Origin of the sequence: Devosia insulae DS-56, from assembly GCF_000970465.2 — a bacterium.
Lineage (GTDB): Bacteria > Pseudomonadota > Alphaproteobacteria > Rhizobiales > Devosiaceae > Devosia_A > Devosia_A insulae.
The window spans coordinates 1-23,919 of sequence record NZ_LAJE02000073.1; the positions used below are offsets into that span (position 1 = coordinate 1).

A 23,919-nucleotide genomic window follows, 5' to 3' on the forward strand; every position below is an offset into this window, starting at 1 on the left:
CGCTGGGTATGCTGGCAGGAGGCGTAAGAGTTGGTTAGGAAGCGGGTGCGGGGTGTGGTCAGAAAAGCCAGCGACGGGGACGCCAGGGCGACCGCCCTGGTCGCGGCTTTGTTCGACCGGCTTGGCTTCAGGCCCGGCGAGGGGCTGCATCAACTGGTGGGCTGGGCCGCCGGGCTCGCCGAGCCGAGGATGCAGATTGCCACGCTGGCGCCGCTCGCCCTGGCGCTCGCCGAAGCGGGCGACCCCGCCGCCGGCGCCATTGTCGACGCGGCGGCGGCGGAACTCGCCTTGCACATAAAGACGCTGGAGCGACGGCTCGGCGCACCGACTCTGGCGTGGAGCTTTGCCGGCGGGCTGTTCGCCAGCCCGGCGCTCCGGCGCGCCGTCACCGAGCGGGTCGGCCGCTCCCCCTCGCCGCCCCGGCTCCCGCCGGTCGGCGGCGCACTGCTGGCGGCCGCCCAGCACCTGGACTGGCCGATCGATGAAAGCTGGATCGAAACCCTCGCGGGATCGCTCGGGAGGCTGTCGGGGCGCTGAAGGGCGTAGTAGCCCCGTCCCGCTTACCGGAGAGAAGGGGTCCTGACCGATGGCCCCGGGTGCCCCCCGATCAAACAATCCCACAACAATCGTCTGACAACGTCCCCTGAGACGATAGGGGGCTTTATGAACACGCGTGCGCCGGCCGGATTTTCTATTGCCGGCGTCCTCCGCATTGTGGGTCAGGCACGACTCTGCCTGGTGCCGCTGTCGGCGGCCTTGTTACTGGGAACGGCGCTCTCGCCGGACCATGCCATAGCCCAGAGCTTCACCGTGAACAGCGGCTCGACCGCCGTCACCACGCGGACCATGACGGGTACCGGCGATATCGGACTGATCGAGTTCGGCGGGACGCTGGGGCCGGTGGCCGGCAACGGTGTCAACATGATCGGCGACGACCAGCGCCTCGACAATTTCGGCCTGATCGAAACGGTTGGCGCCGGCGCCTACGGCCTCCGGTCGACGGGGCAGAACGTCAGCATCCATAATGCCGGCACGATCGACACCTCAGGCACCAACGCCAACGGAATTAACGCGACGGGCGGATCTGCCGACATCGTCAATGACGGGCTGATCCACGTCGATGCGGGGTTCGGCGTCCGCCTCGATGGCGACGACGCCACGCTTACCAATAACGGAACGATCGCTGCCGATGGCTCTTCGCTGGCTGTCTACCTGACCGGGCTGCATGCGAACTTCGTCAACTACGGAACCATCCAATCGGCCGGCAGCAGCGGGGTCGCGGCCAGCGAAGATGGCTACCTCGTCAACTACGGCTCAGTGCTGATCCAGGGATCGAACGGGTTTGGCCTCTCCGTCGGGCTGGGTGGACGGATCGAAAATTATGGCCTCGTCTCCACCACGGGAGATTTCGGCACCGGGATTTTCAACAATACCGGCGGCCTGGACGGCATATACGCCTATAACTACGGAACGGTTGTAACGACCGGCAGGTCGGCCAGGGGCATGTACTGGGGCGGCAATAACGGCCACCTCCTCAACGCCGGTGCGATCGAGACGCATGGCCTGCGAGCGGCGGGGGTGCTGCTGCTCGGCGACGGCATCGTGATGGAAAACGACGGCACGGTCCTCACCACCGGAGATACAGAGACTGGCATCAGTGCCAGCGGCATCCAGGCGGCGCCTTCCGCCGATCAGACGTTGATCATCAATCGTGGTTCGATCGAAGCGACCGGCGTCGGCGGCAGGGGCATCCTGATCGAAGGCACCAATGCCTCGATCGTCAATTCCGGCAGCATTGTCTCGGCGCAGTCGAACGCCATCGAGTTCAGGAATGGCGCTGCGCGCCTCGAGCTGCTGGCCGGCACGGCGATCGATGGGAACATCCGGTTTGCCGGCACCGGCAACACCGTCAGCTTCGGCCCCGGCCTCAACGCCCGGATGAGCTTTAGCGGCGCCGGCATGCCGGGAACGGTCATTGCTGGGAGTAACCCGGCGGTGATCACCGGCAACAGCATCGCCGTGCTCGATCGGGCGGGGTTTGCGCTCGCCGATGACATGAGCCTTGCGCTCCTCGGCACCCTCTCGGATGCCGAAAAAGGCGCCGGACTGTGCGTAGGGGAAGAGGTCGACACCGAATGCGACGTCTCCGCCTGGCTCTCGGGGATCGGCGGGTTCGATCGGCAGGCGGGCAGCAGCGAGCTCGCCGGCTATGGCTATGGCCTCGGTGGGCTGGTCGCCGGCCTCGAGTTCAAGCCGGGCGACGGGTTCAGCGCCGGCGCCTTCGTCGGCGGTGCCGCGGCTGCCGGCGAAGTTGCCGCGAGCCAGGAGACCCGCCTGACCGGCGGCATCGCCGGGGCGCATCTGGGTTTCGCGCGGGGCAGCGTCTTTGCCAATTTCTACGCCGCGCTCGGCATTGTCGGCATCGACAGCAGACGCAGCGTCGCCGACAACCTGGTTGACCGAGGCCTCGCAGAGGCCAGCGCCGAGACGACGGGCTACGCCTTCACCCCTTCGGCGACTGTGGGGGTCAACCTCGATACGCCGCTGGGTGTGCTGACCCCCAGCCTTCGCGCTCGCTATAGTCGGCTGATGCTCGACGGCTACGCCGAAAGCGGCGCGGCCGACACCCTCGTCGTCGACGCCCGCACCGCCGAAGAGGCCGAGTTGCGGCTGCAACTTGCGCTCACCCTTGGAGCAGGCGAAGCCGCAACGACCACCCTGCGCGGCGGCGTCGATGCGACCCACCGCCAGAGCAGCGTCGTCGCGGAACTGGCGGGGCAGCCCATCGCCTTCGATCCGGGCAATAGTGGCGTGAGCTATGGCGGCTTTGCCGGGATCGACTTCGCCTATCAGCTGGCCGATGGCGCGAGCCTCGAAGCCTACTCGGAACTCGCGTTCGACCCAACCGGCATCTCCGCCGCCGGGCAATTGGGGTATCGCAAGGCGTTTTGAGGCTGGAAGGCTGCGCCCAGCCGCGCTGTGACGAGTTGGGTCCCTACAGCAGCCCCCTGCTCCGGCTCGACAGACTTCAGCCCGGCGCCTGACCCTCCGGGTCGCCCGGCAAACACGCCGGGCGGCCGGCGGACCTGCTACAGCCAGCCTTCAGAGCTGCAGCGGCAGCAGCATGGCCACGAGGCCGAGACCGCCGCACACCGCAAGCGTCGAGGTGATGCCCAGTTTGAGGCGGAACAGACAGACGACGGCCACGAGGCTCAACGCCACCGCCGCCCAGTTCACCGTCAGCAGGTGCGGGCTTGCCATCCTGATCGGCCCCAGCTCGAAGCTGCTGACCTCCCGGAACAGCACGTGCAGTCCGAACCAGATGGCGAGGTTGAGGATCACCCCCACCACCGCGGCGGTGATGGCGCTCAAGGCGCCCGACAGCTCGCGGTTGGACCGCAGCTTTTCGATGTAGGGCGCCCCGAGGAATATCCACAGGAAGCAGGGTACGAAGGTGACCCAGGTCGTCAGCGTGCTGCCAAGCAGCCCGGCAAGAAGCGGGTCGAGCCCCGCCGGATCCCGGTAGGCGGCGAGGAACCCGACGAAGCTCAGCACCATGACCAGCGGGCCCGGCGTGGTCTCGGCGAGGGCCAGCCCGTCGACCATCTCGCCGGGCCGCAGCCAACCGAAATTTACCACCGCCTCCTGGGCGACATAGGCCAGCACGGCATAGGCGCCGCCGAACGTCACCATCGCCATCTGCGAAAAGAACGCCCACAGGGTGGCAAAACTGCTCGACCAGCCAAGCGCCGGGACGATCACCAGCAGCGGCGCCAACCAGAGGCCCACCCAGATGCCGACGGTCCTGAGCGTCGAGGCGAAGGACGGACTGGCCTTCGCAAACCCCTCGCCGATGACCGAGGGGAGATCCGCGACCGCTGCCTTGTGTTTGGGGGGTGAGAACAGCGCCGGGTTGAGCCTGACCCCGACGAACCCCACCAGTGCGGCGAGCAGGATGACCGCCGGGAACGGCACGTCGAAGGCGAACAGGGCGACGAACCCGACAGCGGCGATGGCCAGCATGATGCCATTCTTCAGCGCCCGGCGGCCGACCCGAATGACCGCTTCGATGACGATGGCGAGGACCGCCGCCTTGAGCCCGAAGAACAGGCTCGCCAGCCACCCCGCTTCATGGAACAGGGCGTAGAGGGCCGAGAGGATGGTGATGACGACGAAGCCCGGGATGACGAACAACACCCCCGCGATGATCCCGCCTTTGGTCCCGTGCAGCAGCCAGCCGATATAGGTCGCCAGTTGCTGGGCCTCGGGGCCGGGCAGCAGCATGCAAAAATTGAGGGCGTGGAGGAACCGGCTCTCGGCAATCCAGCGCCGCTCCTCGACCAGTTCCTTGTGCATCAGGGCGATCTGGCCGGCCGGGCCGCCGAAGCTCATCAGCCCGATCTTGGCCCAGACAGCGAATGCCTCTCCCAGCGTCGGCGCGCGTGGGGCGAGGTCGGCAGATGCTATGACATTCATCGTGCGCCCTTGCCTCCCGTCTCGGCTGTCTCGTAGGGCAGATGGAGGGATGTGGGGATCAACCGCGGGTCGGCGGCGAAGGCGTCCTGCTCGCGCACATCGATGATGACGGGCGCCCTGGGAGTGCCGAGGAGGCGAGCGAGCTTGTCCGGTGAGATGGAAGCGTATGATGGCATAGGTGCGTCCTTTTGAGTGTCGTTGGACGCGAACTTCAGCGTGACGCCTCGTGGGGAGATCGCGATCCCCATGAGCTTAGATGCAGCCGGGAGGACGGCTCTGTCAATCGCGAGCGTTGGTTTTGGCGCGGGAGCCGCAGGTGGTCTGCGCGGACTGCCAGCGCCAGCCCGCCGCCGCGCAGATCCCACCTATGGCACCGGTCCCGGTGCGGCCCTCACAATGGCGGAGGGATGGAAATCAGCAGCCCGAGGGTGACGCCGATCGTAGCCGCCGTCACCATGAGAACGAAAAAGGCGACGAGCACCGCCCACAATGAAAGCTTCGGTTCCATGCCGTGGGCGATAGCACAGCGCGGCTGACAGGAACCTGATGCCAGCAGCCGTACATTCTTCACACAACCGCAAAACGCTCGTCACCCAGCCGTCATCTCCCGGGCTTAGTCACTACTCATCCGAATGAGTGGTGGGACGTGCATGCGCAGTCAGGGCCAGACCTGGGAAGCAACGCGGGACCGGATCGGGGCGGAAATCGCCTCGGGCCGGCTGCCGCCGGATTCGCGCCTGCCGTCGGAGCCCGAACTCTGCCGCCTCTATGATGCGCGGCGCCATTCGCTGCGCCGGGCGCTGGCGGCGCTCGAGGCGGAAGGCAAGCTCCGGGTCGAGCATGGGCGCGGCACCTTTGTCGAGCGCGCCCCGTTGGTGAACTATGTCATCGGCCAGCGCACCCGTTTCCGCGAGAACCTCTTGTCGCAGGGCCTGACGGCTTCGGGCCAGAGCCTCTCGGAAGCGCAGATTCCGGCCGATGCGCGCATCGCCAGGCTGCTCGGCCTGCCGGTCGGCGCGCTGGTGCATGCCATCAGCCGCCGCGGCTTTGCCAACGAGCTGCCGATCAGCCTCGGCTGGTCCTATCACGACGCCTCGCGCTTCCCTGAGCTCGCCGAACTCCGGCGGCAGGGCATCTCGGTGACCGAGATCTACCGCTCGCACGGCATCGAGGATTACCAGCGCCTCCGCACCACCATCTTCACCCGCCCCGCCAACGAGCGCGAAGCGCCGCTGTTGATGCTGCGGCCCGGCCAGTCGGTGCTGATCGTCCAGAAAGTGGACGTCGACAAGGCTGGCCGGCCGATCGGCTTTTCCGAAGCTGCGTGGGCCGGCGACCGGGTCCAGTTCACTTTCGAGACCACCCCTCCTTATTCCTTCGCAACCGAGAAGCACGATGATGTTTGATGAGAACGCCGGCGGTGGCGGCCGCGGCCCGAGCCATGCCGAGGCGCTCAACGTGCTGGCCCGAGCCGAACCCGCGGGGCTGAAGGCGCTGGCCGAACAGTTGCTCGAACGCCTCGGCGATATCGAGGTGCTCGGCAATCGCACCGGCCTCGTCATGGTGCCGATGCGCGACACGGTCGAGAATGTGGATTTCCACCTCGGCGAAGTGCTGGTCAGCGAGGCGCATATCACCGACGCCGTCGGGGCCATCGGCTACGGCATGATCACCGGGCGCGACCTCGAGCGCGCCATGGCCATGGCCGTGGTCGACCTGGCGCTGGCGACGGACATCGGCGCGGCGGAAATCGAAACCCTGCTCACCACCGAGCGCCGCCGGCTCGCCGCGATCGACGAGGATCGGATGCGCCGTGTCGAGGCGACCCGCGTCGAGATGGAGACCTTCTGATGCTGACCGTAGCGCCACCCGATGCGGTTGAAATCCGCGCCAATGCGACATTCGAAGCCCTGATGTGGGCCATGGCCCGTCCGGGCGAAAGCCGCGAGCTGCCCGCCCCCGGACCGGCGCCGGTGGCCGAAGCGCTGATCGACCTCGAATGCACGGCCTGGAGCGACAGCGTCGAACTGCGCCGGCTGATCGCCGAAACCGGCGCGGCGCTCGGCGAGCTCGCCGCGGCCGACCACCTGTTCCTCGAGCAGCCCGGCGACGACCTTTCGGCGCTCGCGGCGCTCAACTGCGGCAGCGCGCTCTATCCCGACGATGGCGCAACGCTGGTCGTGGCTGCGCCGCTCGACCGCGGCCCGTTGCTGCGACTGCGTGGGCCCGGCGTCGATGGGACGCTCGAACTGCGCATCGCCCTGCCCTCGGCATTCTGGGAACTGCGCGAAACGCTCTGCCTCTACCCCGAAGGCTTTGAACTCTTCGTCGTCGATGGCCCCCGCGTCATCGGCATTCCGCGCTCCACCACGATCGAGGTGCTCTGATGGCTTATGTCGCGACCCGCGGTGGCGAAAGGGCCATCGACCAGGCCGAGCGGCTGTTCCGCGAGGACCTTGGCACCATCGATGCCGAGCGTGTCGAAACCATCCGCACGGCCATGCCCTACCTGGTCGATCGGGTGATGGGCGAGGCCTCGTTCTACAGCGAGGAACTGGCGGCGCTGGCTTTGGCGCAGACCGGCGGCGAGCTGTCGGAAGCCGTGCTGGTGCTGCGCGCCTGGCGCACCACGCAGCCGCGCATCGGCATCGCCGCCACCGTGCAGCAGGAGCAACTGTTGACGCAGCGCCGCATCTCGGCGGCGTTCAAGGATATCCCGGGTGGCCAGATCCTCGGGCCGACCCTCGATTACTCGCACCGCGTGCTGGCGACCGATGTGCTCGAGGGCACGCCGTTTGTGCCGCCGGCGGTCGAACCCGCCGACACCGCGGCCCCGGCCCAGCAGCCATCGCTTGCCGCCTGGCAGCGCCAGCTCGGGTTGGTCGCTCCACTGCCGGAGGCGGCGGCAGCGGGCGCTGAAATCCCCGACCTGACCCGCGAGCCGCTGCTGTTTCCGGCCTCGCGCGCCCACCGGCTGCAGAGTCTCGCGCGGGCTGAAACCGGCGGCGTGCTGGCGCTCGGCTATGCCGCGATGCGGGGCTATGGCAACGCCCACCCGACGGTGAACGAGCTGCGCCTCGCCGAGGCCGAAGTGATGGTGCGCCATCCCTCAGGCACGCCCTTCTCGGCCGGCCGCATCCGGGTCAGCCAGGCCGAAGTGACGGCCAAGCGCGAGTATCTGGATCTGGGCTTTGCCGCGACCTTCGGCTGGAACGAGATCAAGGTGATCGCCTCGGCGACGCTCGACCTGAACTCGGCCGCGGCGCCGGTCGGCTCGCCCGTGCATGAGGAGTTCTACCTCTACCACACCGAAAGTGTCGAAGCCTCGGGCTTCTGCATCCACTTCAAGCTGCCGCATTACGTGACCTTCCAGTCGGCGCTCGACGCCATGCGCGACGCGAAGGCCAAGAAACAGACAGCGGCGGCGAACCTTGTCGCCGAACGCGAAGAGGAGCCGGTGGCATGAGCCTCAAAACCCTGACCAAGCCCTGGGCGGCGACCAGCTACGGTTTCCTCGATGCCTCGGCCAAGCGCGAGATGCGGCGCAAGATCCTGAAGGCTATCGCCGTGCCCGGCTGCCAGATGCCCTATGCCAGCCGCGAAGTGCCGATGGCCCGCGGCTGGGGCACCGGCGGGCTGCAGGTGACGCTGACGCTGGTCAACCCGCGCTCGGTGGTCAAAGTCATCGACCAGGGCGCCGATGACGGCGTCAACGCCGCCTCGATCCGCCGCTTCATCAGCCGCGTCTCGCAGGCCGAGGAAACCTGGGACACGCTAGCCGCCTCGATCGTCCAGTCGCGCCACCGCATCCCCGAGGAAACGATGACGAAGGACCAGATCCTCGTCCTGCAGGTGCCCAACCCCGAGCCGTTGCGCGGGGTCGAGCCCAACATCTCGATCGCCCGGCAGATGCATGCCGATGCCGATTACGGCAAGCTGTGGCTGACGCTCTACGAGCAGCTGGTAAAAGCCGGCCGCATCATGCAGGGCGCCGCCTATCCGAGCCTCGTCAATGGCCGGCACGTAATGACGCCCTCGCCGATCCCGCGCTGGGACGTGCCCAAACTCAATATGGCCCGGCATCTCACTATCCTCTCGGCCGGGCGCGAGAAGCGGCTCTTCGCCGTGCCGCCCCACACCAGGGTCGAGCCGCTGGTGTTTTCCGATCGGCCCTACCTGGTCGAGGACCATGCGAGGCTCGTCTGCGAGCGCTCGGGCATTGCCGGCTACTTCATGAACGAGATCCCGCAGGACGACGGCAGCTCAACCTTCGAGGTCTCCGACAGCAATCTCGGCATCAAGGCGATCCGAGCGTCGGAGGGAGCGCCGGCCGAGATCGGCGAGACCTGGTATCGCAACGGAAAGTTCGCGCAATGAGCCTCGAAACCAACCCGCGCCCGCTGCTGCCGCCGCAACTGGTGCAGACGAGTCCGATCGTCACCATGCGCGATGTCGGCCGGCGCTATGGCGAGGTGGTGGCGCTGCGCCATGTCGATGTCACCGTCTATCCCGGCGAAGTGCTGGGCATTGTCGGCGAGAGCGGCTCGGGCAAATCGACGCTGCTGCGGATGATGAACCTCGAGGATGCGCCCGACACCGGCGACTACCGCCTGCGGCTGCCGGGGCGCGACGACGGGAACCTATTCGCGCTCGAGCGCTACCAGCAGCGCATGCTCCGCGCCCGCCACATCGGCATCGTCTATCAGAACCCGCATCTGGGGCTGCTGATGAAGCACTCGTCGAGCGGCAATGTCGCCGAGCGGCTGCTGATCGCGGGCGAGCGCAGTTTCGACGTGCTGCGTTCGAAAGCCCGCGAGGCGCTCGATGCCTCGGAGTTTCCGCTGAGCCGCATGGATCACCGCCCGGCGGACCTGTCGGGCGGCATGCAGCAGCGCGTGCAGCTCGCCAAGGCCATCGCGCTCGAGCCGGCTTTGCTGCTGCTCGACGAGCCGACCACCGGGCTCGATGTCTCGATCCAGGCGCTGGTGCTCGATACCCTGAAGCGGCTGCAGCGCGAGCGGCGGATCACCATGGTGCTGGTCAGCCACGATCTCGGCGTCATCCGCACCATGGCCGACCGGGTCATGGTGATGCGGCGCGGCAGCGTGGTCGAACAGGGCCTCGCCGACCAGGTGTTCCAGGATCCGCAGCACGCCTACACGCAGCAGCTCGTCCACGCCAAGCTATAGGTCAAGGCCATGCAAATACTCGATACACCACCGCTCCTTCGGGTCACCGGCCTCACCAAGACCTTCCACATGCACCACCTCGATAGCGTGCTGCATGCCTTCGAGGGCATCGATTTCGCGCTCACGGCCGGCGAGTTCATCCTCTTGCGCGGCGCCAACGGAGCCGGCAAATCCACCCTGCTGCGCACCCTGTGGCGGAGCTACCTGCCGGTCGGCGGCCACATCTGGTACCAGTCGCGCCTCGGCGAAATCGACCTCGCCCGCGCCGCCGATATCGATATCGCGCTGCTGCGGCGCGAGGAGATCGGCTTCGTCACCCAGTTCCTCAATGCCCGTCCGCGCGTCGCGGCCGAGGAGATCGTCGCCGAGCCGCTGCGGCTGGCCGGACGTGCCGGCAATGAGGCGCTGGAGGAAGCGCGGCACTGGCTCAACCAGTTCGGCGTGCGCCCGGAGCTGTGGCGCGCCTACCCCTCGACCTTTTCCGGCGGCGAGCAGCAGAAGGTGAACCTCGCCCGGGCGCTGGTGCTGCCGCAGCGGCTGCTGCTGCTCGATGAGCCCACCGCTTCGCTCGATGCCGGCGCCCGCCAGGCGCTGGTACGCCGGCTGAGCGACCTCAAAGCCGCCGGCGTCGCGATGATCGGCGTGTTCCACTATCCCGGCGACGTGGCCGAGCTGATCGACCGCGAGATCAGCCTCACCACCCGCACCCTGCCCCAAAACTCCGGGCAAGATGATACGAGAGATGAATTCAACGACGAGCGAGAACGCTATGTGGCTGTCTGATTTCCGCCTGGTCCTTGCCGACCGCATCATCGAGCGCGGCGCCCTCCGCATCGAGAACGGCGCCATCGTCGCGATCCGAGAAAGCACGGTTGCCGATGCCGATATCGAGGGCAATGGCCTGTTGCTGCTGCCGGGCATGATCGACATGCATGGCGACATGATCGAGCGAGAGATGGAGCCACGCCCCGGCGTCCGCATGCCGATGGAAATGGGCCTGCGCGATCTCGACCGCAAACTTGCCAGCTCCGGCGTCACCACTGCCTATGCCGCAGTGTCGTTCAGCCCGGCCTCGACCTATGGCCACATGCGCTCCTATGAGCACACCAGCGCCATGATCCGGGCGATCGGCGAATATCGGGACCAGCTGCTGATCGACCATCGCGTGCATGCCCGCTTCGAGGTGACCTTCCCGGCGGCGCTCGCCGTGGTCGAGGAACTGATCGCCGAGGGCTCGGTGCAGCTGATCTCGCTCTGCGACCATACCCCGGGCCAGGGCCAGTACCGCGATTTCGAGCTGCAGAAGCAGAGCTACGCCAAGAACAAGGGCATCAGCCTCGAGCAGGCGGCCGAGCAGCTCGAGGCGAAGATCCGCGAGCGCAAGGCGTCGACCGGCGATCTCAACGCCACGCTCAAGGCCATCGCCCAATATTGCGCGCTGCATGGCGTGCCGCTCGCCAGCCACGATGACGATACGATCGAAAAGGTGGCGCTGATGCAGGGGCTCGGCGTCAATATCAGTGAGTTCCCGGTGACCATCGAAGCTGCCCGCGAGGCCCGGGCCCGCGGCATGGTCAACGCCATGGGCGCCCCCAATGCGCTGCGCGGCATGTCCTATTCGGGCAATCTGTCAGCGCGCGAGGCGCATGCCGCCGGCGTGCTCGATCTGCTCGCTGCCGACTATCACCCCTCGGCCATGCTGCCGGCGGTGCTGGTGTTGGCAGAGACCGATCCCGACGGGCTGCCGGGCGCCGCTCGGCTGACGACGCTCAACCCCGCCAAGGCGCTCGGGCTCGAGGATCGCGGCGAGCTCGCGGTGGGCAAGCGCGCCGACCTCATGGTCGCCGACAACCGCGGCGTCGGCCATGTCCGCATGGCGTTTTCCAATGGCCGGGTGGTCTGTTCCGACGGCAGCCTGGCGGGAGTGCTGAGCGCCCCGACGCGTCACCAAGATGTCATCCGAATGAGTTAACAGTGTCACTGACGAGGGACAGTGTTCAGTTCACGTAAAGTGCGGCTGCGAACCAGCACACCATAACCCCGGCGGCGACGAATAACGCGCCGCATCTGATGTGAAAATCGCGACGGTCGATGCCTGCTTGGTCGGGCCACGATCTGGCTTTGACTTAATTTCCGGGAGGGCGAGCGATGCTTGAATTCAGGAACGTCACCAAGGCATTCGGCGAGACGGTTGCCGTCAACGGCGTGTCGCTCAGCTTCACCCCCGGCCAGATGGTCGGGGTCATCGGCCGCTCCGGCGCCGGTAAATCGACGCTGCTGCGCCTGATCAACCGCCTCGTCAGCCCTGGCCATGGCGAGATCGTCTTCGAGGGCAGCAATGTCGCGACCCTCAGTGGCCGCGACCTGCGCGCCTGGCGCGCCCGCTGCGCCATGATCTTCCAGCAGTTCAACCTGGTGAACCGGCTCGACGTGCTGACCAACGTGCTGATCGGCCGCATCGGCACCGCCCACACCCTGCCCGTCATGCTGAAGCATTTCTCCGCTGCCGACCGCGCCGCGGCCGGCCTGGCGCTCGATCGGCTCGACCTGTTGCCGCAGGCGCTGCAGCGCGCCGATACCCTGTCGGGCGGCCAGCAGCAGCGCGTGGCGATTGCCCGGGCGCTGCTGCAGAACCCCAGCCTGATCCTCGCCGATGAGCCGATCGCCTCGCTCGATCCGCGCAATGCGCGCCTCGTGATGGATGCGCTGCGCCGCATCAACCGGCAAGACAGGATCACCGTGATCTGCAACCTCCACACCCTCGATGCGGCCCGCGCCTATTGCGACCGCATCGTCGGCATGGCGCATGGCCGCGTCGTCTTCGACGGCACGCCCGAGACCCTTACGCGCAGCGCAATCCAGGCCATTTACGGCGACGAACACGATGACGACGCCGTCGATGAGAACCTGACCTCGACCATGGGAGCGAGCCTGGTGGCCCGCGCCCAGCCTGAGCTGGTTGCCGTCATGTAGCCGGCGGCGCCCGACCCCCGACCAACATCCCCCGGAGCATTTCAATGAACACCTTCGTGCGCCGCACCCTTGCGGCCGTAGCGATGGCGGCTGCCATCATCTCCCCCGTCGTCGTCTCGCCTGTACTGGCCCAGGATTGGCGCCAGCAGTTCCCCGAACTCAACATCGGCATCAGCTCGGGCGAAAACGAGGCCGATGCCATCGCCCGCAACCAGGGCTATGCGGCGTATCTGTCGAAAAAGCTCGGCGTGCCGGTGAACGTGGTGCGCGGCACCGATTACGCCGCCGTCGTCGAAGCCATGCGCGCCGGCCAGGTGCAGTTCGCTTCGATCGGCCCGGCCAACTACGCGCTGGCGCACAAGGTGATGGGCGACCTCATCACCCCGGTCGCCGTGCAGCGCGACAAGGAAGGGGCGCTTGGCTACTACTCGGTGATCGCCGTGCGCGCCGACAGCCCCTACCAGTCGATCGAGGACATCAAAGGCAAGTCCTTCGCCTTTGCCGACCCGAACTCGACCTCCGGCTACGCCGTGCCGTCCTACTATCTGTCGACCGTGCTCGGCACCAGCGCCGACGAGTATTTCGGCGAAGTCGCCTTTTCGGGCGGCCATGAGCAGAGCGTCATCGCGCTGGTCAACGGCACCTTTGAAGCCGTCGCCACCCACCAGACCAACGACCATTCCGGCAACATCCCTCGCATGACCGAAAAGGGCATGATCCCGGCCGGTTCGACCCGCATCATCTGGACCTCGCCGCTGATCCCCAACTCGCCGGTGGTGATGCGCACCGATCTCCCCGAAGAGCTGAAAAAGGCCTTCACCGATGCGATCTTCGCCTTCCCCGCCGAAGACCCCAAGGCCTTCGAGGAGCTGACCTCGGGCAACTCCAAGGGCTACGCCCCGGCGACCCACCAGGACTATCTCGATGTGATCGCCATCACCGAATACAACGCCGAACAGCGCCGCAAGAACGGCTGACGATCACGCATCGGCACGGGACCTCACCAGTCCCGTGCCGATTTTCTTTTGGAGACCGGCGAAGCCATGGCCAACGCAGCCGATATGACCGCGCGCGACCGACTGACCGATTTCGAGCATCGCTATAAGGCCGCGGTGCGGACGCGGCGCTTGTGGACGATTGTGTACCTCGCCTTGTTCACCGTCGCCGTCGCCGGCTCGGTCGCCGTCAGTGATTTCGACCTGGCAAAACTCTGGACCGGCCTGCCCAAGGCTTGGAACTATGTCGCCGGCACCTTCCCAAAACTCCATATCGAGACCCTCTGGGCCGATATCGCCGAGTGGTACTGGGGCATCAGATTCTGGCTGCGCCTGCTCGTCGAGACCCTGCTGATGGGCTTTGTCGGCACGGCGCTCGGCGGCGCCATCGCGCTGCTGCTGTGCTTTTCCGCCTCGCGCAACCTCAGCGAAAACTCGGTCATCTATTTCGTCAGCCGCCGGCTGCTCGAGTTCCTGCGCACCGTGCCCGAACTCGTCTTCGCGCTGATCTTCATCTACGCCTTCGGCCTCGGGCCCTTCGCCGGCGTTCTCGCCATCGCCGTACACACCGCGGGCTCGCTGGGAAAACTCTTCGCCGAGGTCAACGAGAACGTCGATGCCCGGCCCATCGAGGGAGTGCGCGCCGTCGGCGGCACCTGGCCGATGATCATGCGGCTCGCCGTGCTGCCGCAGGCGCTGCCCAACTATGCGAGCTACCTGCTGCTGCGCATGGAGATCAACGTGCGCGGCGCCGCGGTGTTGGGCGTGGTCGGCGCCGGTGGCATCGGCGAGGATCTCTACGTCGCCATCCGGCAGTTCGAATACCCCGATATCAGCGCCATCATGCTGCTGCTCATCGTCACGACCGCCATCATCGATCTCTGCTGCGAAAGCATCCGCCACCGCCTGATCGGGCAAGACGCCGGCAAGGGGTATTGAAGATGAACCCGAAGATTTCCGCCGATACGGTGGCGGTGTTGCGCAGCACCAACCCCGAGCTCTTCTCCCGGCCCCTGCTCCAGCGCCTCCGCACCTGGTCGCTGTGGCTGGCCTTCCTCGCCGTCTTCGGCTTCGGCCTCTGGTGGATCGAAGCCTCCCCGCAGCGCATCTGGGATGGCCTCGGCAAGCTCGGCTTCCTCGTCCGCTTCATGTGGCCGCCGAGCGATGGCGGCGCCTTCTGGGAGCATGTCTATGCCATGCTGCAGACCCTCGGCATGGCCTTCCTCGGCACCCTCATCGCCGCCGTCGTGGCGCTGCCGCTGGGGTTTCTCGGCGCCAAGAACGTCGTGCCGAACTGGCTGTTCCACTTCGGCCTGCGCCGCGGCTTCGACTCGCTGCGCGGCATCGATAGCCTGGTCTGGGCGCTGATCTTCGTCAGCGCCGTCGGCCTCGGCCCATTCGCCGGCGTCCTCGCCATCGCCGTTTCCGATGTCATGGTGTTCTCCAAGCTCTTCGCCGAAGCCATTGAGAACGTTGAGCGAAAGCAGATCGAAGGGGTCCGCGCCGCCGGCTCGAACGGCCTCCAGACCCTGAGGCTTGGCGTCTTCCCGCAGGTCCTGCCGGTGATCCTCAGCCATGTGCTGTACTTCTACGAAGGCAACGTCCGCTCAGCCAGCATCCTCGGCATCGTCGGCGCCGGCGGCATCGGCCTCCAACTCTCCGACCGCATCCGCATCAACAACTGGGACGAAGCGGCGTTCATCATCCTGATGATCCTCGTGACGGTCGCGGTGATCGACAATCTGTCGCGGCGGCTGCGGATGAAGATTATTCAGCACCAGGCGCAGGTGGGTTGAGATGGGGAAGCGTGGGGGCGCGCCGCCCGCTGTTGGCCCGAAACGACATTGTATGGGCGACGTGTCGCTGACTTCGAACCACTAGAGTTCTGAACCGTTGAGGTCGCGTCAACTCGACGGACGTGGATCCTCCGGCCTCTAGATTGCGGCCGTGACCGCTCGCGCTAAGTTCGCGACCGCCGGGTCGGCTATGCCCAGTTCTTTCAGTTGCCGCTCTATACCCAGCACGTAGTCAACGGCCCGGCCATTTGTGCCTTTTGCAGCAAGAGTCATGGCCACTAGGTCCGCAGTCGTATGCCCGGAAAGAAGGTTCTTACCGATAGAGCGAGGTGGTGGCCTTGACCGTGCGCCCGTCCTGCAATGTGACGTCGACAGTCCTGAACTCAAAGCCCCCCTCGCGACCTTTCAGGTATGCCTGAACGACTTCGCCATCGTCGAAGCCAAAGACGATACCGGTGCAGACGGCTCCTGCGGTCTCGGCAATGTTGAGAGTCGCGCCCGGATGCTCTTTCGTGCCCCAGTTCCTGACCGATGCCTTGTTGAAAGCGCGACTGTAGCCGTTCAGATCAGCCACGACGCGTTCCTGGCAATCGAAATTCTTCTCTCATCCGTCCCAAATCAGCGAGCCGTATCCGAAGAACCATTTCATTCTTCTGCCCACAACACATCAGGCCCGAGATATTCGACGGCGATCTCACCCTCACCCACAGCGCTTGCGATCACCAGCCCACAGCGATCCGAGTTCAGGGGGCGGTCGATTGTTCCCAGTGTCCTGAACTCCGCATCTGTGACGATCGTACTGCCATCGACGTCTTCGATCACGCGCAGAGGAGTGTCCACATCTGGTTCATCCCCGCTCCAGGAGACGCCGCAGATTTCGGTTTCCGAACTCCACCGCGCCCTGGATGTCCGCACAAACCCCTGAAGGTATTCGAGCCAGAGGCCATGCGTTTCGGGTGTTGGGAAGCTTTCATCGCGGGTCGCCTTGCGGACTTCCGGGCCGCGAAGCCATGCCCGCAGCCCTTGTGTAGAGTCGAAGTCGGGCTTCATGTCGCTGATGATCTTGATGGCGGCGCTCCGGGATGAAAAGCCCGTCCGCATCAACAGGGCCGCGCGAACATCGAGCGATCCTGTTTCGACCGCCGCAACCGCCCGACCCATGTCAAGGTCAGCCAGCGTCATATCGGAAAGCCCTTCTGTCAGCTCAAGTTTCTCCTCATTGGCGATCCTGCGAACGCGCACGGCTTCCATGGCCCAGGGGAGATGATACACCAGTCCCTGCTCAACAAACCGCAGGATCGTTTCCTGATCATCGGCAGCCAGAGACTGCAGCGCGTTTCCCCGCAGCCATGCATCCAGAATTGCCCTCCAGTTTCCCGGCAGGTTGTCCGGTGTGAACGGACTGATGCCGAAGACGATCTCTGCGAATCTAGTGATGGCCTTTACAGCTGCATCGTCTTCCTTGTTCAGGATGGCACCGTTTGCGGCGACCAGCAGCTCGTTGAGCCGTTCGGCGTTCGCATCAAGGGCCTTGCCTGTCGCGAAGCCCACGCCAGAAAGGAAATATCCCTTCCGTTGAAGCGGGGTGGAGTTGGCCCAGATGACCTTCGCACGCCCGAGAAGAACGGACTGAAAGACTTTGTGGTGTGCTAGTTTGCGCCTCATGACGCGCCGATGGAATAGCGAAGAACTAAGTACATCATCGAGCGTCTTGGCAAGGTCGGCATCAGCAACCTCGCCATCACTCAGGAGACTGAGGATCGCCGTGTCAAGGCTGGCAAGATGGCGCTTCCATTCAGTGCCTGCGTCCTCTGCCTCGGCTGCTTTTTCAGTCGGCAGTCTGACAAAGTCCCATGCGGCGGCGTTGTTAAGTGCGTATTCGGCCAGTTTTCCAAGCTTCGGGTCTCCGATTTTCGCGGACATACGGCGCAGCAACGTGATGGTCAGACGGAGGAGTCCGCTTTCCATCTCATGGCCGGCCTGGTTGGCCAGAAGCGCATCCCACTTTGCTTTCCCGCTGGTCTGTTTGTCGAACAATGGACAGAGCACCAGACCCTCGACGTCCACATAAGCCCGGCCGGCGCGGCCGACGATGTTCCTGAACTCGGACGACGTCAGGTCCTTCCGGTTCCGCTCGAGCCCATGAAAGATCACGGCAGAGGCAGAAAGATTAAGACCCTGAGCAAGTGTAGGCGAAGAAATCGTCACCGGCAGGACGCCTTCCCTCAAGAGTCGTTCGACTTCCTTTCGATACGGCGTTGGCAGTGCCCCGTGATGAATGGCGACACCAAGCTTCAGGCACTTGAGCAGTGCGTGATCAGCGCCAAGCCACTCGGCACCGATCGCGAGGGCCGTTGACAGGACGGATTCGTCGCCTTTGAAAACAGATTTGAGGCCGCCCTGCCGGTGCAGCTTCACGATCGCCTCTGCAAACGGCTGCACCGATTTGCGCAGCGGGCAGAAGATCAGAGCTGTCTGACCGTCTTCGACCAAGCGCCAGGCTGTCGCGAGACAGAGCTCGCGCTGATCGCGCGGAAACAGGGTCTTGCGACCTTTCGGGATGAAGCCGGTGATGTAGTTTTCCACCCACGGCTTCTCATCACCCACGCGTGCATTAAGACGGGCATGCGTGCCTCGCCAGAGAATTTCCCCGTACCTTAGGCGGGTGGGACGCCAGTTCTTGCGGACGAGGCCATCGTCGGCATCATTGGTAAGCCAGTTGCAGAAATCATCCAGCTGGTCGCCATCAGGCAGCACGGCTGAAAGACACACGATGCGCCTGTCTTTGGCATCGTCACGGCGCAGCAGTCGCTGGATCTGGACCTCGTAGCGGATTTCTCGCTCGCCAAGTCCAATCATGTGGCCTTCATCGAGCACGACAAGGCCGACATCATCCAGCAGCGACGGGTCGTTCCGGAGTGCGAAATCGAGCTTTTCCGGTGTGGCCACGATCACATCACGGTCCCCGAAAAAGTCGGTGTCGGTTTCTGATACGCCGATGCTGCCGTAAAGGCTGGAAACGGTTTTGCCCAAGGGGGCCAGCGTCTTCTGTAGTGACACTTCCGTCTGTGCCGAAAGCGCCCGGAGCGGGGTCACGAAGAAAACGCGCTGGCCTTTCGCAAGGGCGCGCAGAATGCAGAGTTCTGCGACACGCGTTTTGCCGGCGCTCGTCGGCAGCGATACGACCATGTTGCCACTGCCATTAATCGCCTGATCGACGGCCTCAAGCTGTGAGGGCCAGAGTTCGATTTCAGCGCGCGACCGTCTGAAGGCCGAAGCGATAAACAGGTGCCGCAGCTCGGCCCACTCTTCGGAACCCTCTAGGGTGTCCGGTGAGATGGGAAGTCTCTCATGAAAGCTGCTGTCCCAAAGATCACGCAGCAGATGCGCGGTGAGCCTATGACACCACCACTGCGGTACCATATTCATCTCGCCCGCCTCATCGCGGCCGAGGTCAACACCCGCGACCGCCTCCTGCATCAGCCCGGCATCGCCCCGCTCAAGCGCTAGGAATGCTGTAGCGAGAGCACCAAGAAGATTATCGGTCAGCGCCAGATCAACAACGTCGACGGTGACGTCGTCATCTTCGCCGTCATCGTCATCCGGAGTCTCTTTGATCTGTCCGACAGCTGTGTCGGAGGCCAGCAACTCAACGAGACGGCCATCGTCGGCCAGTCCCTCACGCCGCCAGTCGAGGATTTCCTGCTGTGCCCGATCAAGGTCACGCAACATCAGCAGCGCGACGCATCGCTCGGCACGGGAGAGATTGGCTTCATCAATGCTGGTACGCAGAGTGGAATACGCGCGGGCAGAAAATCGTCCTAGGTGATAGGCGGCCGCGGCGACAAAGCGGTGGAAGTCGCGATCAGGCGTGTCCGGGCCGTGCACCACAAGGGATTCCAGGGCCTCGGCGCTCTGCTCAAACGCGCTGCGCGCAACGGCAGCATCGCCATCGCCATCCAGAAGCCGCAGGCCCATGTCGAGAAGGCCGTATCCGTAAGACTGAAGATCGTAGGAAAGCTGCGGGGAAAAATTGGGAGCGTCCGGCGGCAGTTGCCCGTCACGCCAGATCAGCGACCGCGACTGTCCGCGCGCAAGCAACTGCCCACGGAAACCCGCCTCGGTTGCCGTACGAACGCGGGCTTCGACCGCTTCATTTCCCGTCGGCACTTATCACGACCTTCCCAAAAACCGACGCGATGAACTCCTGATGCTCCTTGATGCGCAGACCGACGACACTCTGTGCAACCTGCCCGGTGTAGGCTTCCACGTTTGCCGACAGCAGAGCGGAGGCGTCATTGCCCGAGAACGCGAAGATCATGTGAGAGACCTGCGAGAGCTTCATGCGGTCGAGCAGAACAGCATCATCGATCAGATCGGCCAGCTCATCGTCACCCTCGTCATGAAGCCGGTCTGCAATGAACTGCAGTGCGTGCGGGGACGGACGTGAATAGGATTTTTTGAGCGCGGTGCGGGCCTTCCCGAGGATCGCTGCCGTCATCGTCTTCGCGCTCTTAACCTCACCCTTGAGGAAGCGGATCTTGTCCGGTCCGTCGACAGGCTGGAATGCGATCAGATCGTCACCGCGCATCGCCATTTCGCGATGATCTTTCCAGCGCAGCTTGTTGATGCCGGTATCGTACGAAGTCGCTTCGTTGACGTAGCTTGAGCCAAGGATTTCGCCGAGGTCACCCGAACGTATCTTCTTCGATTCCGGTAGCTTCTCCTTGATGAATCTCGCAGCTGCCTTCTTGCCCAGCCGCTTGAGAATTCCCGCGACACGGTCCTGCGACGCGTAATGCGAAGGCACGGCTTTGGCGACGGCATCGCCGGCTTCCTCAAACTTGCCGGCTTCGAGCTCAAGCACGGTCAGGTCGTGAGAGCCCACCTTGCTGCTTTTGGTTTTGCACCAGTCTTTAATACCCATAATTTGCGCCCCCCTGCCATGACTTCATAATGCAATGAAGCGAGCAGAAATGCCCAATCATTATCAAATTGCGAGGGCGAACGAGACGTTCGCTATGTTCGTACACTGAGACAATTCAGAACAAAGGCGCGACTCGGTTCCACTTTGATCAGCGGTCGCTATCCGTGAGGGGACTCTACCGGCCCTTATCGCACGTCGTGAGTAAACCCAGTCGATGACCGCTTGTGGCGCGAAGTGGACGTGAGAAAATTAGGCGTCAGCTTGATGCTGGACCGCCCCCCGCCGGGTCCGCTTCCTGTCGCGTCGAGACGGGGACGAACGGATCGATGCATCGCCCGAGACTGAGCACCGTCACCGCGACTAGTGTCTTCGGCATCCCCTCGCTCCCCATCCTCAATGTGCGGCCCCCGCCAACCTCGCCAAAACCTCCTTCGCCGCAAACGCCTCGAACACCTCGAACAGCAGCCGGCCATCATAGAACTTGTCGAAGGCTGCGACGGTGATGGTCTAGGTGCCACAGAGGCGCCTGCTACCACACGAACTCCCACCATACGCATGTTAGAAATTCTTGACATAACGTAGAGTATCTTTTACCCAATGTGAAACTGAGTTCACATTGGAACCCCCTATGACCATGCGTGAGAAAGTGGCGTGGATCTCCACGCTGACCGGTCTGATCATTTTCGGCTACTATTTCTGGAGCGTCTGGTCGGACTTTGGCGCGCGGCAGCTCGACGGCAATGCGCTGTTCTGGCGCTTTGTCTGGTGCCTCGGCATCGCGGTGGCCATCATGCTTCCGGCATCCCTCCTGGCGGCCTGGGCCGGCAAGCAGCAGTTCGATCCGCCGCCCGACGAGATGGAGCAAGGCATCGAGCGCCGCTCCAATCGCGCCGGGCTCGGTATCCTCGAAGTCTCGTTCGTCGCCATCATCCTGTGCACTGGCGTGGTGACCGATATAGCCCGCGCCGACTATCCGGCCGATGCAGCCGGAGCGACGAGCATCATGCTGGTCAATCTGCTGCTGTTGGCAATGGCGGTTTCCGGCGTGCTGCGCGAAATCCTGATCATCGTCGGCTACCGGCGCTACGCCTGATGCCCCCTCCCCCACCCATCAGCAACTCCATCCGCCGGCTGCGTTTCGACCATGACGAGATGACCCAGCAGCAGCTGGCCGACCTGATCGGCATGACCCGCCAGACGGTGGCAGCGATCGAGCAGAACAAGTACTCGCCGTCGCTCGAGGCCGCCTTCCGCATCGCGGAAGTCTTCGGCGTCGAGATCGGCGACGTCTTCCAATGGAAGAAATCCGGCGCCTGACCAGCCGCAGCTAAGGATCAGCAAGCATGTCTCGTTGGTTGACGAAGCCCGTTGTCGTGCCTGCCGCATTGTTCTTTGTGACGCTGCTCACCATCGTTGTGGCACTGGTGCAGGCAGTGCAGATCCCGCTCGGCGCCCTGCCCGAGGACAGCCGGCGCCTGAGCGCTGCCCCGATCTGGCATTTCATGCATGTGTTGGGCGGCGCCACGTTCGGCATCCTCGGCCCCCTCCAGTTTGGTCGGGTTCTGCTGCGCCGGTATGGATTTCTGCACCGCGTTATGGGCCGGGTGTTCGTGGCGGCCGGGGGGATGATCTCGCTGAGTTCGCTGAGCCTGCTCTGGCACTTTCCCGACACCTATTCGGCGGCCGTCAACTGCGGGCGGTTGCTGTTCGGGATCGCGCTTGGCGTGGCTTTGGCGATCGCGATGCGGGCCATCTACCAGCGGAATGTTACGAGCCACCGCAACTGGATGATCCGCGCCTATGCCATCGGGATGGGGGCCACGGTCGTGACGATGGTCTTTCTCCCCATCTACGCGATCACCGGAGAACCTCCGACGGGCCTCGCCTCCGACATCGTGTTTTTGGGGTGCTGGACGGCCTGCGTGGTTTTCGCCGAAGGCCTGGTGCGCCGGATCTGAGGCAACAGGCGCCACCAGCTGCGGCAACGCATGTTTGATCCACTACCGCGCGCTCGCCAGTTGCGGCAGAGGTCAAGGACACCGGCACCGGGCCAAAGGCGCGCGCCAGCTCGCGCGTAGTGGCGAAGCTGACCCGCGGAGATCCTTCGATGGCCGGGGCTCGGAACCCGGGTTCAGGCGTCGGTCCCCGCCGGGATCCGGCCAGGGAAGGCCCGCTCGATCCGCTCGGCGACCATTTCCTGCATCCGCCACATCCGGTTGTCGCACAGGCCCAGTTGCTCGAGGTGCAGTGCCGTCAGGTAGACGTATTGCGCCATCGAGCCCATCATCCCGACCGCCCGGGCGAGCGCGTCGGCGACGTGCTCGTCGGTGAGATGACCGGCATAGCCGATGCCCCTTCCCGGGTGGGTGAACGAGAAGGCACGCACCACGCCCTGCGAGGTAGCGACTGTCAGCCAGCGGGGTGGGAAAGGTGGCCCCTTGCGGAGCAGACCCTCGATGTTGGCCGCGAGACCTTCGCGGGGGAGCCGATAGACCATGCCTTTGCATTGCCCGCCTCGATCGAGGGAAAGCGTGTAGCCAGGCGCTCCGGGATTGCCGCGGTATCGGCGGTCGGGGCCGAGGCAGAAGTCGCGATGCCAGCCGCGAACCATACCAGGGCGCTCCGCGTCGGAGGTGAAGCGCTTGTTCCAGATCAGCGAACCAAAGGCGAAGAGCCACATCTCTCCGTCTGGGGGCACCGCATCGATCAGGGCAGCCGTGGTTTTGGCGTAGTAGCTGTCGGGCCGCGGCTCTTCGCCATCGAGCAGCACGGGGCCGGGGTCGTCGATGCGGGCCGGGAGGAGTGCCAGATGAGCCTCGGTCAGCCGCATCCTCCGATTGCTGGGCAGCATTTTACGTCTCCTCAGCTCAGGTGGTGGATGGCGGTGACGATGCCGCAGAGCACGACGCTCACGCTGGCCAGCCAGGTGACGATCGCGGGGATCCGGATTGGCTCATAACTCTGGTCGCTGTCGTGGCGCTCTCGGGACCTCAGGGCGTCGAGGGAAGCGTCGGCGTAATAGGTGTCGTGATAGCCCTCGTGATAGAAGTACATTTGTCGTGTCTCCTCTTGTCCGGCTGGATCGTGAGGAGGAGTGTTGCTTGCAGCACGGCGTGAGGTATTGAAGTCTCGCCGAAATCGCGCCGAATAGTTCCAAAGCCATTCCGAAGCGGGGCAAATGTCGGACCAGCGGATCATCTGTGGGCCGTTTGCAATCGATGTGCCTGCCAGGCTCGCCACGAGGAACGGCGAACCGCTGCCGGTCGGCCACCGGGGCGTCGCATTGCTTGCCACCCTGTTCCGGCGGCCGGGTGAGGTGCTCACCAAATCCGAGCTCATCGATGCCGCCTGGAGTGGCGCCGCAGTCGAAGAGAGCAATCTCACCGTGCAGGTCGCCGCGCTCCGCAAGGCGCTGGGCCCATCGCCCACCGGAGGCGAGTGGATCGTCACCATCCCGCGCGTCGGCTACCGCTTCGTATCGCCGGCTGCCCCCTCCCCGCCCCCTAGCGAGCAACCCTCGATCGCCGTCCTGCCGTTCGTCAATCTCAGCAGCGATGCCGAAC

Annotated in this window: 24 protein-coding genes and 1 pseudogene; 18 read left to right on the top strand and 7 right to left on the bottom strand. The window is 64.7% G+C overall.

Annotated features, from left to right (window positions below; genetic code table 11):
• Window positions 1-54: 54 nt before the first annotated feature.
• Together VW23_RS04745 and VW23_RS04750 are read left to right on the top strand one after the other, a co-directional pair.
• A complete protein-coding gene (locus VW23_RS04745) occupies window positions 55-537 on the top strand; it encodes a hypothetical protein (RefSeq protein WP_069908442.1) in 483 nt (160 codons plus the stop codon).
• A gap of 126 nt (window positions 538-663) precedes the next feature.
• The gene (locus VW23_RS04750; RefSeq protein WP_069908443.1) at window positions 664-2,952 is read left to right on the top strand and encodes an autotransporter outer membrane beta-barrel domain-containing protein; all 2,289 of its coding nucleotides are present in this window, start codon (window positions 664-666) and stop codon (window positions 2,950-2,952) included.
• A gap of 150 nt (window positions 2,953-3,102) precedes the next feature.
• Here VW23_RS04750 and chrA read toward each other — a convergent pair whose 3' ends face one another.
• Together chrA and VW23_RS28485 are read right to left on the bottom strand one after the other, a co-directional pair.
• Window positions 3,103-4,476 carry a chromate efflux transporter gene (chrA, locus tag VW23_RS04755; protein ID WP_069908444.1) on the bottom strand — a complete coding sequence of 458 codons (1,374 nt, stop codon included), beginning with the start codon at window positions 4,474-4,476 and terminating at the stop codon, window positions 3,103-3,105.
• Window positions 4,473-4,652 carry a rhodanese-like domain-containing protein gene (locus tag VW23_RS28485; RefSeq protein ID WP_244513386.1) on the bottom strand — a complete coding sequence of 60 codons (180 nt, stop codon included), beginning with the start codon at window positions 4,650-4,652 and terminating at the stop codon, window positions 4,473-4,475. Before VW23_RS28485 ends, chrA begins: the two co-directional genes overlap by 4 nt.
• Before the next feature lie 474 nt (window positions 4,653-5,126).
• On the opposite strand from VW23_RS28485, the gene phnF reads away from it, so the two are divergent.
• From phnF to phnE (VW23_RS04820), 12 genes are all read left to right on the top strand, one after another.
• Window positions 5,127-5,882 (top strand): phosphonate metabolism transcriptional regulator PhnF, encoded by a 756-nt coding sequence (gene phnF / locus VW23_RS04765; RefSeq protein ID WP_069908446.1) that lies wholly within the window; start codon window positions 5,127-5,129, stop codon window positions 5,880-5,882.
• The gene (locus tag VW23_RS04770) at window positions 5,875-6,327 is read left to right on the top strand and encodes a phosphonate C-P lyase system protein PhnG (protein ID WP_069908462.1); all 453 of its coding nucleotides are present in this window, start codon (window positions 5,875-5,877) and stop codon (window positions 6,325-6,327) included. The genes phnF and VW23_RS04770 overlap by 8 nt, the downstream gene beginning before the upstream one ends.
• Entirely contained in the window at window positions 6,327-6,863 is a 537-nt protein-coding gene (phnH, locus tag VW23_RS04775) for a phosphonate C-P lyase system protein PhnH (RefSeq protein WP_069908447.1), read from the top strand. The genes VW23_RS04770 and phnH overlap by 1 nt, the downstream gene beginning before the upstream one ends.
• Entirely contained in the window at window positions 6,863-7,942 is a 1,080-nt protein-coding gene (locus VW23_RS04780) for a carbon-phosphorus lyase complex subunit PhnI (RefSeq protein ID WP_069908448.1), read from the top strand. Before phnH ends, VW23_RS04780 begins: the two co-directional genes overlap by 1 nt.
• Window positions 7,939-8,853 carry an alpha-D-ribose 1-methylphosphonate 5-phosphate C-P-lyase PhnJ gene (locus VW23_RS04785; RefSeq protein WP_069908449.1) on the top strand — a complete coding sequence of 305 codons (915 nt, stop codon included), beginning with the start codon at window positions 7,939-7,941 and terminating at the stop codon, window positions 8,851-8,853. The genes VW23_RS04780 and VW23_RS04785 overlap by 4 nt, the downstream gene beginning before the upstream one ends.
• Window positions 8,850-9,665, top strand: a complete 816-nt coding sequence (locus VW23_RS04790; protein WP_069908450.1) for an ATP-binding cassette domain-containing protein — start codon at window positions 8,850-8,852, stop codon at window positions 9,663-9,665. The genes VW23_RS04785 and VW23_RS04790 overlap by 4 nt, the downstream gene beginning before the upstream one ends.
• A gap of 9 nt (window positions 9,666-9,674) precedes the next feature.
• On the top strand, window positions 9,675-10,448 hold the full coding sequence (locus tag VW23_RS04795; RefSeq protein ID WP_069908451.1) for a phosphonate C-P lyase system protein PhnL: 774 nt from the start codon (window positions 9,675-9,677) through the stop codon (window positions 10,446-10,448).
• A complete protein-coding gene (locus VW23_RS04800; protein ID WP_069908452.1) occupies window positions 10,435-11,637 on the top strand; it encodes an alpha-D-ribose 1-methylphosphonate 5-triphosphate diphosphatase in 1,203 nt (400 codons plus the stop codon). Before VW23_RS04795 ends, VW23_RS04800 begins: the two co-directional genes overlap by 14 nt.
• A 176-nt stretch (window positions 11,638-11,813) precedes the next feature.
• Window positions 11,814-12,638, top strand: a complete 825-nt coding sequence (gene phnC, locus VW23_RS04805; protein ID WP_069908453.1) for a phosphonate ABC transporter ATP-binding protein — start codon at window positions 11,814-11,816, stop codon at window positions 12,636-12,638.
• A 44-nt stretch (window positions 12,639-12,682) separates the two neighbouring features.
• The gene (gene phnD, locus VW23_RS04810; protein WP_084645548.1) at window positions 12,683-13,615 is read left to right on the top strand and encodes a phosphonate ABC transporter substrate-binding protein; all 933 of its coding nucleotides are present in this window, start codon (window positions 12,683-12,685) and stop codon (window positions 13,613-13,615) included.
• 66 nt (window positions 13,616-13,681) lie between these two features.
• On the top strand, window positions 13,682-14,572 hold the full coding sequence (phnE, locus tag VW23_RS04815) for a phosphonate ABC transporter, permease protein PhnE (protein WP_084645550.1): 891 nt from the start codon (window positions 13,682-13,684) through the stop codon (window positions 14,570-14,572).
• A 2-nt stretch (window positions 14,573-14,574) separates the two neighbouring features.
• A complete protein-coding gene (phnE, locus tag VW23_RS04820) occupies window positions 14,575-15,429 on the top strand; it encodes a phosphonate ABC transporter, permease protein PhnE (RefSeq protein ID WP_069908454.1) in 855 nt (284 codons plus the stop codon).
• A gap of 313 nt (window positions 15,430-15,742) precedes the next feature.
• On the opposite strand, the pseudogene VW23_RS28135 reads toward phnE (VW23_RS04820), so the two are convergent.
• From VW23_RS28135 to VW23_RS04835, 3 genes and pseudogenes are all read right to left on the bottom strand, one after another.
• Window positions 15,743-16,015 (bottom strand): annotated as a pseudogene (locus VW23_RS28135) (gamma-glutamylcyclotransferase); the annotation flags it as partial.
• Between the two features lie 59 nt (window positions 16,016-16,074).
• Window positions 16,075-19,599, bottom strand: coding sequence for a DEAD/DEAH box helicase (locus VW23_RS04830; RefSeq protein WP_069908455.1), 3,525 nt, complete (start codon window positions 19,597-19,599; stop codon window positions 16,075-16,077).
• On the bottom strand, window positions 19,583-20,356 hold the full coding sequence (locus VW23_RS04835; protein WP_069908456.1) for a Hachiman antiphage defense system protein HamA: 774 nt from the start codon (window positions 20,354-20,356) through the stop codon (window positions 19,583-19,585). Before VW23_RS04835 ends, VW23_RS04830 begins: the two co-directional genes overlap by 17 nt.
• Before the next feature lie 628 nt (window positions 20,357-20,984).
• Here VW23_RS04835 and VW23_RS04840 point away from each other — a divergent pair.
• Genes VW23_RS04840 through VW23_RS04850 form a run of 3 tightly spaced genes read left to right on the top strand, consistent with a single transcriptional unit; the run spans window position 20,985 to window position 22,314 of the window.
• Window positions 20,985-21,449, top strand: coding sequence for a hypothetical protein (locus tag VW23_RS04840; protein WP_069908457.1), 465 nt, complete (start codon window positions 20,985-20,987; stop codon window positions 21,447-21,449).
• Window positions 21,449-21,673, top strand: coding sequence for a helix-turn-helix transcriptional regulator (locus VW23_RS04845; RefSeq protein ID WP_069908458.1), 225 nt, complete (start codon window positions 21,449-21,451; stop codon window positions 21,671-21,673). Before VW23_RS04840 ends, VW23_RS04845 begins: the two co-directional genes overlap by 1 nt.
• Before the next feature lie 26 nt (window positions 21,674-21,699).
• Entirely contained in the window at window positions 21,700-22,314 is a 615-nt protein-coding gene (locus VW23_RS04850) for a DUF2306 domain-containing protein (protein WP_084645554.1), read from the top strand.
• 173 nt (window positions 22,315-22,487) lie between these two features.
• Here VW23_RS04850 and VW23_RS04855 read toward each other — a convergent pair whose 3' ends face one another.
• Together VW23_RS04855 and VW23_RS04860 are read right to left on the bottom strand one after the other, a co-directional pair.
• Window positions 22,488-23,207, bottom strand: a complete 720-nt coding sequence (locus tag VW23_RS04855; RefSeq protein ID WP_069908460.1) for a gamma-glutamylcyclotransferase — start codon at window positions 23,205-23,207, stop codon at window positions 22,488-22,490.
• Window positions 23,208-23,218: 11 nt separating this feature from the next.
• A complete protein-coding gene (locus VW23_RS04860; RefSeq protein ID WP_069908461.1) occupies window positions 23,219-23,410 on the bottom strand; it encodes a hypothetical protein in 192 nt (63 codons plus the stop codon).
• 124 nt (window positions 23,411-23,534) lie between these two features.
• Between VW23_RS04860 and VW23_RS04865 the strand changes: the two genes are divergently transcribed.
• Window positions 23,535-23,919 (top strand): winged helix-turn-helix domain-containing protein (locus tag VW23_RS04865; protein WP_141728226.1); only part of this gene is annotated, 385 nt, incomplete at its 3' end.